Raw genomic sequence first — 10836 nt, forward strand, 5'->3', positions numbered from 1 at the left:
AATAAATGTATATCTAATGGAATTAGAATTTCTATGGGTAAAAATTATCATTGTGCTGATAATATTGTTATTGAAAGTTTTTATTCTTTATTAAAAAAAGCAACAATTCATAACAATATTTACTTATCGCATGATGAATATATTAATGATGTTAAAAAATGAAATAAATGATATTCAAGCCGCAAAGAAAAGGATATAATAAATAAAAGTTTATAAACCTTTTTTACTAATACTTACTTTTTGGGGTGCAATCTACAATGTACTTTTTTAATTTGTTTAGTTTAATTTGTTATCTAATATAAGTTTAGTATAATTATTATGTAGATAAGAGGATGAACAAATGACATTGACAGAATTTACAATTCAGGGTGATAAATATAATAATAAGAATTTATTGTTAAATTTGTATTTTTTAACAAATCCAAAAAGTAAATTTACTGATGATGATGTTAAAAACCTTCGGTTAAAAAATATTACAACATTTCAAAGCCTAGATACTTTTTTAAAACATAATATTTGTATTGCTGATTTTTTTGTTTGTTTAATTAATGATCAGGCAAAAATTAAAAAAGATAAAAAAGGATCAGAAAAGAAGCTTTATGATATTTTAATTCGTTTTAAATCAATTACTTTGCTAGATCAAATGTTCGATTCAAACTCATCATTAACAATCTTAGGCGATATTGATCCGGAAATTGGCATTGTTAATGTTAAAAATATTTTTTTAACAGCAATGGAAAAGAGAAAACAAGAATTTGAAACGTTAGCTACTGGAGTAGTGCTTGAAATTGCTGATAATTTTTGGATTGATGAAGCAAAATTACGAACTATTTTTGATTCAAATGTTATGGCAAATATGAAATTTTTGACTTCATCTTTTGCTGAAGAAAAAAAACGATGGTTACAATATTTACGCTTTCAAGAACAAAACTTAGAATATAAGCGTAATAATTCTTGTTTATATTTAAACCGGAAATTAACAGAATATATTAAAATTCCAAAAACAGTTCCAATTGGTGAAAAATTTCATGATGTAAGATTTTTATCCCATAATTTTTGATATGTTGATAAAAAAACTTTTACTAATAAAAATTTAACAATTAGTCATTTATTTGAAGAAATAATTATTGTAGAATTAGAGCTATTGTTGGATAATTTAGATAAATATTCAATATTAAAGAAATTAAACAATTTAAGTCTTGCTAATTTACAAATTAATCGTAAATATCAAAAATATTTTCCATTAACACTATTTTCTTTTAATTTTAGTGAAAGTTATGTTCAAGATGGAGCAGATATTTATGATTTAGGGATTAATATTTCTGAAAAAAAAATGCAGCAAAAAGATATCTATGATTTTAAAAAAGAATTAATCAAAATATATATGCTTGAAAATAATATTATGCAAGAAAGTGATATTGACCATGAAACAATTAAAGTAACTATTAATCAATTAGAGCATTATCAAATTGTTAATTGCTTTTATGAAATAAAAAATGAGGATGAAATATCATTTAATGAATTAAATAAAATGATACCTTCTTATGGTTATTTAACTTATATTGGAAAAGGGGACTCAACTTTACTTCGACGTAGTAATGTTATTTTAGATAAAATTAGCAAAAATGATGTTGCAAATCCTTATTTAATTAATTATATCTTTAATATTGAAGATATTAAATTAAAGACACAATCTAACTTAATTATGGAAGAACAATTAATTTTTGCTTCAAATAATTTAAATGGAAATCAGCAGAAAGCAATAACAAAAGCCTTAAACTCACAAGATATTTTTTTACTGCAAGGTCCACCGGGGACAGGGAAAACTGAATTTATTGCTGAATTAGTTTATCAATATGCTAAATTAGGAAAGAAAGTTTTAATTTCTTCACAAAATCATACTGCAATTGACAATGTTTTAACAAGATTATTTAAAACACCTTTATTGATTCCTTTACGCTTAACAAGTGATGAAGTTCGTAAAAAAAATCGTTTTAATGATTTTAATCCAGATAAATTAATTTTTAATAATTATCGTTTTATTTATGCTCATTTATCACGACAATATTTAACAAAATGAGATGGAATTGGAAGTGATTATGAAAATCAAAAATATGAACTACAAAAATTAAAAGCAAATGCTAAAATGTTAGAAAAAGAAATTAATGATTACAATCATTATACTCAAAAGTTAAATACATTAGTTACTGAGCGAGAAACAATCATTAATAAAAAATTGCAATATTTAGATGATAATCGAAAATTAACAATTGATATTAATAATATTCGTAATCTATTAGATTTCTTAGTTAATATTAATTGAGCTGGAATAGTTACTTCAACTCCGGATCTTGTCGGATTATTTAATAAACATTTTGGGGAGTTGTTGCAAAAAAAAATTGGATTTCAAATTGATGATTCATATTCATTAACAGAAACATACAAAAAACTATTAACAATTACTACTGATAATAGGTTGTTAAAGGATAAGGAGATAGAATTAGCAACATTAAAACAAGTTAGTCAAGACTTACGTGATGATGATTGAATGGAACAATTAACTGCTGTTCAAAATGAAATTTTAGAATTAAAGAATCAAGTTACATTAAAACAAGAAAATATTGTGTTTCAAAAGGAGCAAGAAGCATTTAAAAATGACCTTGAACAATTATTACAGCAATATGAAGAACAAAGTGTTATTAATCAAAACAAAATTAGTGAAATTAATGAAGATAAATATGAGCAAGAAATTTCTTATTTAGAAATTGAAATTGGAACATTAAATCATAAAATTAATGCTCTAAAAGTTGAAGTTGAAAACATTGTTAATAGTATTAATGCAATTTTTAATTTAAATTTAGTAGTAAAAGATATTAGTGGAACAATTAATGAAATTGATAAAGAAATTAATAAAATTGAACAGGACCTTAATTTTTTTCTCCAAGAAAAAGCAACAAAGTTTAATTTTGTAAATAATATGATTACCTTTTTAAATAAAAATTATCAGATATCAGATTTTTTAACACAAGAGAATATTGAAACTAATCATTTCACACCGGCGATGGAACGAGATACAATTAATAATGCTAATCAATTTTTACAAGAAAGTGTCAATGTTGTTGCAATGACTGCGACTTCAAACCAATCATATGCACAAAGTAAAAATAAAGTTTTACGGGATTATAATATTTCTGATATTGATATTAAAAAATTTGCTTTTGATGTTGTTATTATTGATGAAGTAAGTAAGTTAACACCAATGGAAATTTTTATGCCATTAGTATATGGTAAAACTGTTATTTTAGTTGGTGATTATCGGCAATTGCCACCACTTATGCCATATCAAGAAGAAGATGTTGCGTTAATTAATGAAATTTATGACCAAAATTATAGTTATAATGATTTTTTAGAATTAGTAACTAATTCATTATTTAAAAAAATTATCTCAAAATGTGATGATTCAGTAAAAGAAATTCTAATTAATCAATATCGTAGTCATGAAGATATTATGCGAATTGTAAATGTTTTTTATGAAAATCAGTTGCAGTTAGGTGATAAAACTAATCAAAATAATGAAAAACAACATTATATTACTGTTGAAAATAAAGATGGTCTAAAAATTTTTGATAGTAATAAAGCAATTTATTGAATTGATTCATCAAAAGATAAAACTAATATGAATTTTGTTTATGAACAAGGTGAAAGTGGTAGTGCGAGTCTTTTTAATTGATTAGAAGTTAATTTAACAATAAAAACATTAGAATTAATTGAAGCAGGATATAATAATTTAACAGTTAAATTAAAAAAACAACCTAAAGTTGCAGTTATTAGTTTTTATAGTCTACATGTTAAAAAATTACGAAGAGCTATTAAAAGTTTAAAATTTAAAAATATTAAAGTAGAAGTTTCAACAGTTGATGATTATCAAGGACGAGAAACCGAAATTGTTATTGTTAATACAGTTCGCAATCCTCGTAAGCAATTAAATGCTAATAAAGAATTTATTAAGAAATACGAACGGTTAAATGTTGCATTTTCAAGAGCAAAAAATATGTTAATTATTATTGGAGCAGTTAGTTTTTTTACTAATATTGATGTTGAAATTCCAACAATTGCTAATCCAAATATTACAAAAACAATTAAAGCATATTATGAAATTTTACGAATTATTGATAGTTATGGTCTTGTTTGAAGTGCAAAAGATTTATTATAATAAGAATTCGAGGTAAAAACATGAAATTAGGAATGGTAAAAGTTTATAAAAATTGGAAAAAATTAAAAACAATAGTTAGCTATCAAACACCAAAAAAACTAGCTTTTTTTCAGTATGTAATTTTAAATGCTATTACTAATTACCCTAATAAAGAAAAATTATTATCTGATATTTTACAGAATGAATTACAAATTTTTAATTTTAAAATTTATGCAGAATGTCTAAAGGACTTAATTGAAAAAGAAAATATTATTGAAATTAATAAGCAAACATCATTAAATTATTTAGCAAATAGTTCTGCTGAACAGGATTGAATTGATCGACCAATTGGAATTTTTTACATTTCAAAAGAAGCGTTAACGGCATTAGAACAGGGCTATTTATTAAGTAAAAATAGTAATCGTGAAGCAGTTATTAATTTTGATTTTAATATTTTTTCGGGCGAAAAATATATAAATAATGAACAATTATCTTTATTAGAAAAAAATAGCAATGATTTAATTATTGTTCCAGAACAAGAACCAATTATTAATGGCGAAGATTTATTTCATTTGTTAGAAAAGTACAAGTTAAATATTAATAAAAATAATATTTTTAATGCTGATACCACATTTACTTCAATTCGCACTAATAAGAGGCAAGAAATCTACTATAATGCTAATCAAATTAACAATTTATTGATTGAGGCTTATGAAGAAAAAGAAGTTATATTGTCCCTAACCACTTTTAAAGATATTAAAATTCAAATTATTAATGACCACCAATTGCAACAAATTATTGAAGATAATGTTAATTTAAAAACAAAAATTGTTGATTATTTTTTAACCGAAATGGCTAAAACTTTAAGGGATAATTTTAATTTAAATCTTCAAAAAGTAGCAACAAATATATTAGAAAGTGATTATCAGCAAGATCCGCGTTATATTACTTCTACATTAATAAATCCGAGAATTATAATTATTAATGCAGCAAGTGTTAAACCAAAAGCAGTCTTAGATAATAAATATTATTATAATAATATTAGTTGTATTATTTTTGTTAATGCTGAGCAGACAACTACAATGCATGATTTAACTGGTTCAATTCCAATTTTTTATTTAACTAGTGCGATTTTAACAATTAATGATAATTTTTTAACTTTATTCATCAATGATAAAAATGAGACTGAACTTTACATATTACAACCAACAGAACTTATTATGCTAAACCGTAATATTATAACAGCACAAAAATTTCTTCCGAAGTATAGTCAGATGTTATTTAATAAAATTTTAGAGGAATTAAAAAATTTAATAAATCGTCAACAGGCAAATATTTATGAAATAATTCATAATAATCAAATTGAAAATGTTTTTATTTACTGTTATTTAATTGATATTTTAAATAATAATGAAGAAACTTTTGATAATATATTGAAAAGTATGACCATAAATGATTTTAATAATAAAATTAATGTTTTATATCAATCTGAACAAATTTTAAGTAATTTAAATTTAAAACCAAATTATTTTAATAAAATGCATAAAACTTTAATTGCCCTCATGAAACAACAAGCAAAATTGCAAAAAAATATTATTAAAGCTTATCAAGTGTTAACTAATAATACTTTATTATCAAATAAAGAAGTTTTAAATATGTTGCAAGAACTTTATGACAAAAACGATGTTTCTTTAAACCAATTATTAGCATTAACTAATATTGCAGATTCATCAATTATTGAAAAAATTTGAAATCAAAATCTTTTTGCAATTTTGGATAAATTTCTTTTTGCAATCAATAATAATGATTTACATCGTGAATTATTTGATGCAATAACAACTACAACTTTAGAAAAAAATAGTACTTTATTAATTAATTTATATAGTTATGCTGAAGAATATATTAAGTATTGTAAAGAAATGAAAAAGCGAGAAACAAGTGGATTACAACGGCATTGACAAGAAATATGAGATAAAGTTGAGATTATTAAAGAACGTTGCAAGAATATTAACAATAGTAATGAATTGATAATTCAATTACTTTATTCTTTGTCACAATTAGAAATAAAATATAAGGTAATTAAATTTAAAAATATGTTTAATTCTGAAAGCAAATTTCAGGAATATCTTAATTTATGTTCTTTTGATAAGGCAGCATTATATTTAATGAATTTAATGGAAGAAAAAATTACTCCGCTTTTAAAAACAAAACATCAATTTGTACAACATATTAATGAAAAATTATTTGTTTTAAAAGATGTGTTTGATAAAAATAAATATAAACAAATTATGCAACTTTATCAAGAATTAACATTATATTTATATTGTGAGAAATCAAGAAATGAACACAATGATAATAAAAATCGAGATGCTTTAAAAAAAATAAAACTTGAATTAGAAGAGGTGTTAATATAAATGAGTATGAGTGTTGAACAAGTAATGTATAATTACCAAAAAAAGATTGAACGATTAAATTTAAATATTAATTTTGTTAAAGATAATTTAAAATTATTATTACAACAATTACAAGAAATTGATGCTAGTGGGTTAAATTGTCAACAAATTGAACAATATTTAGTTGAGTTAGATCAAATTTTAACTGATTTAGAGGATAACCCGTTAGTTAAAGAATTTAGTAAAGTTGAACATGTTGAATTAGAATTGGCAAAAAGAGTTAATTTTTTCTTGGAACAAAAAACCCTTCGTTTAGCAGAAATTCAACAAAAAATTGAAGTTTTGAAAATAAAAGTAATTGAAGATGAAACAAAACAACGGTTATCTAATTTAAAAAACAGAGTTAATTTAAATTATCAACAATTAGAACATGAATTAATAGCAATGTTTGATGATAATGAATCAAAAGCTTTTATTATGAATTTTTTTAAAACAAATAAGAATCATTTCAGTAATTTAAACCCAGAGGCTATTTCTGACCTTGTTCAAACAGAAGTTAAAAATTATCATACTTCAACTGATTTTTTGAAAAAACAATATCTTATTAGTTTTAAAAAACAAATTAGTGATGATAAATTTGTTAATACAGAATTATCTCCAGCATTAGAAGAATTTGCCCAAATTCCAGCATCTGATACTACTGTTTTAAACGCAAAAGCTTTAGCATTACAAAATCAAATTATTAATAAACAATTAGATGAATCAGCGCGGAAAAATGCTATTACATCAATTTTACAAGCAATTCAAAAACGTGGTTTTATTGTTGATAGTAATGATATTCGTATTACGAAAGAAAATGAAGATAGTTTAGTTATTGTTTACGCAAAAAAAGTAACCGGAGAAGAGGCAATTTTTAAAGTATATTTAGATGGGCGCTTTACATATAAATTCGAAGGTTATGAAGGTCATGCACATGATATAGATGAGCAACCGTTTATTAACGATTTATCAATGTATGATGTTTCTTTATCAAAAGAAATGAAAAAATCTTATTTAAATCCTGATAAAATTATGAATCAAGCAAAGATTCAAATTGATAGTAAATCAAAAAAGAAATAATTAACATTTTTAGGTTAAAAAACATTATAATTAAAGAAATAGTTAGAGGTGACTATAAATGAGTGTAAAAAGTAATTTAGATAAGTTAAAAAATCAAATTGGAATTAAACGATGTGTTATTCTTGAGGGCAATGTTAATGATATTTATCAAACAAATAGTGGTTATGTTGGTTTAAAAGATCGATTATTTGAATTATTAAGAGAAAAAGGTTTTAATGATATTTTTATGTGAGACCGGATTGATGGTCTAAGCGGAGGAAATCTGAAAAATTTAACATTAACAGTAGAAACACAACAAAAGAGTAAAGAAGGTGAAGCATATGATTTTGGTCAAGAAGTAATTAAAAATGCAAATGAAGAAAAGAATGGTCCAACGGGACAATTTCCAACTTTAGCAGAATTTTTTACCATTGTTCGTCGTAATATGTTAGTTGCAAGTTCTAAAAAAGTTGCTTTTATTGTTGACTTTTCTGATTATTTATTTTCTAATGAACAAACCTTAAGTGAAGAAGAACGTGTTAATTTAATTTCATTAAGTAAAGCTTTTCGAGATAAAAAATTTGATCAATCAGAAATAATTGATTTTGATACAGCTATTATTTTTATCACTAATAGTGTTGGAAAATTACCAACGTCATTTTATTTGCACAATCCAGATGTAACAACAATTACTTTAACAAAACCAAATCGTGAAGAACGAGAAAAGTTCATTTTAACTAATAAGAATTTTTTTAAAATTACCGAAGATTTAAATACTGATATTTTAAAATTACAAGATATTTATGATACGATGGAAGGATGAACTTTGAAAGAAGTTTATCAATTAATTAAGTTTTCAAACAATATTTCAGAACGCTTACCATTTGAAAAATTATTAAATTCTTATCAATACGGTGATAAAGTTTCACCATGAGAAGAAATGAATTATGAAAAATTAGCAACTATTGAAAAAGAATTAAAAAAACGAGTTATTGGGCAAGATCATGCAATTGAAAAAGTGAAGAATGTTGTTTATAAAGCTTTTACTGGATTATCAGGTGTTCAATATTCATCAAAACGAACAAAACCAAAAGGTACATTGTTTTTTGTTGGACCAACTGGAGTAGGAAAAACTGAATTAGCAAAAGCATTGGCCAAATTTTTATTTGGTTATGAAAAAAATTGTATTAGGTTTGATATGTCGGAATATAACCAAGAAGCAAGTGATCAAAAATTAATTGGTGCACCACCTGGTTATGTTGGTTATGAAGAAGGTGGACAATTAACAAATGCAATTAAAGAAAAGCCATTTAGTGTACTTTTATTTGATGAAATTGAAAAAGCCCATCCGCGAATTTTAGATAAATTCTTACAAATTTTAGAAGATGGTCGTTTAACTGATAATAAAGGTCAAACTGTTACTTTTTCTGATTCGTTTATTATTTTTACTTCAAATATTGGTGCAAGTGAAGTTGATGATAATTTATCATTTTTAGAAATTGAAAAGCAATTTATTCAAAAAGTATCTGATCATTTTCGAACTGAATTAAAACGACCAGAATTATTAGGGCGAATTGGAAATAATATTATTCCGTTTAATTTTATTAAGGATATTAATTTTAAAGCAAAATTAATTACACAAAAATTACAGCCCATTCAAACAGCTGTTTGAGAAAAATATAAGATTAAATTAGAATTTATGGATTTACCACAAATTTTACCAATTATTATTCAGGATGCTGATGATAAAAAAGGTGGTCGTGATTTGTTAAATAGTATTGAAAAGCATGTCGTTGATGGATTGAGTTCATTTATTTTTGCAAATCAAACTAAATTTAAAGCTGGAGAAACAATATTAGCACAAGCAAATGGTCATCAAATTGAATATTGTTTTAAATAAAAAATGAGTAATTTAATTAATTTTAATCGTTTTGTTTCTTTTACAACCATTGAAGGGCCTGGAAAACGATTCGCATTATGAATGCAAGGTTGTATTATTAATTGCGAAGGATGTAGTAATCAGGAAATGATTCCTCTCATTAATCGGAATGTAATGGAAGTCAGTGACCTTTTTAAGGCGATTAGAGACGCTAAAGAGCGCTTTCAAATTGAGGGGATTACCATTTTAGGGGGAGAACCATTTATTCAACCACGAGCGCTCTTAGAACTAGTTACTTTATGTCAAACAAATAATTTAACAGTAATTGTTTTTTCTGGTTTTTTATATGAACTATTGCAAGAAAAGCATCCATCAATTTTAGATAAAATTGATATATTAATTGATGGACCATTTATTATTGAAAAGTTAGATAAAAAACGACGATTAATTGGATCTACAAACCAGCGTGTGATTAAACTAAGAAATGTTTATCAGAATAATGATTATTTTGAACAAAATATTATTGAAGCAGAATTTACTGTAACTAAAAATAATAGTATGATTATTAATGGAGATGGAGCTCATCTCATTAATAATGAAGAAAAAATAAAAAAAGAGGAGGCCATAAAAATGGGAGCATTTAAATTAGATGGGGATGTATTTTCACATTTTACCCAAGATATTATTAAAGTTGGTGATAAGTTAGAATTTAAAGGAACTAATGCTGATATGAGTGATTTTCACCTTAGTGATGTTAAAACACAATATAAAGTTATATCGGTAATTCCAAGTATTGATACAAGTGTTTGTTATACTCAAACTGTTAAATTTAACAAAAATATGAAAGATTATCCTAATGCACGATTAATCACAGTCTCACGTGATTTACCATTTGCGCAAGAAAGATGTTGTGAATCTTTTAGAGATGAAGCACATTTTTTAGTGTCAGATTATAATTATCGTGATTTTGGGACAAAGACAGGATTAGTTTTTACTGCTTTGCAAATTTTGCCACGAGCAGTTCTTATCTTAAACCAAGATAATATTGTAGAATATCTTGAAATTGTTAATCCAATTGGAAATGAACCAAATTATCAAGCTATTTATGATTTTTTAGATAGTAGAAAATAAAAAAAGTATTTTGCTTATAAATTACAATGTTTCTTTTAACTGATAATATGAAATAAAAAACCTTTCTAGGTTATTATTAAATATATAAAGTTAGGAGAAACATTTTTTATATGGCAAAGGGTAAAACTAAAGGGTCAAAAGAC

6 protein-coding genes are annotated in these 10836 nt (G+C 24.3%); all 6 read left to right on the top strand.

The features are described 5' to 3' along the window. On the top strand, positions 1-216 hold a 216-nt coding region (locus D9R21_RS02260; RefSeq protein ID WP_206609231.1), incomplete at its 5' end, for an integrase core domain-containing protein. Between the two features lie 124 nt (positions 217-340). After that, a complete protein-coding gene (locus D9R21_RS02265; RefSeq protein ID WP_126820928.1) occupies positions 341-4213 on the top strand; it encodes a DEAD/DEAH box helicase in 3873 nt (1290 codons plus the stop codon). A gap of 20 nt (positions 4214-4233) precedes the next feature. Next, positions 4234-6606 (top strand): hypothetical protein, encoded by a 2373-nt coding sequence (locus tag D9R21_RS02270; RefSeq protein ID WP_126820929.1) that lies wholly within the window; start codon positions 4234-4236, stop codon positions 6604-6606. Next, positions 6607-7704, top strand: coding sequence for a hypothetical protein (locus D9R21_RS02275; RefSeq protein WP_126820930.1), 1098 nt, complete (start codon positions 6607-6609; stop codon positions 7702-7704). A gap of 58 nt (positions 7705-7762) precedes the next feature. Next, positions 7763-9583 carry an AAA family ATPase gene (locus D9R21_RS02280; protein ID WP_126820931.1) on the top strand — a complete coding sequence of 607 codons (1821 nt, stop codon included), beginning with the start codon at positions 7763-7765 and terminating at the stop codon, positions 9581-9583. 3 nt (positions 9584-9586) lie between these two features. Beyond that, entirely contained in the window at positions 9587-10693 is a 1107-nt protein-coding gene (gene tpx, locus D9R21_RS02285) for a thiol peroxidase (RefSeq protein WP_126820932.1), read from the top strand. Positions 10694-10836 lie beyond the last annotated feature (143 nt).

This window comes from Spiroplasma endosymbiont of Megaselia nigra, assembly GCF_003987485.1.
GTDB lineage: Bacteria > Bacillota_I > Bacilli_A > Mycoplasmatales > Mycoplasmataceae > Spiroplasma.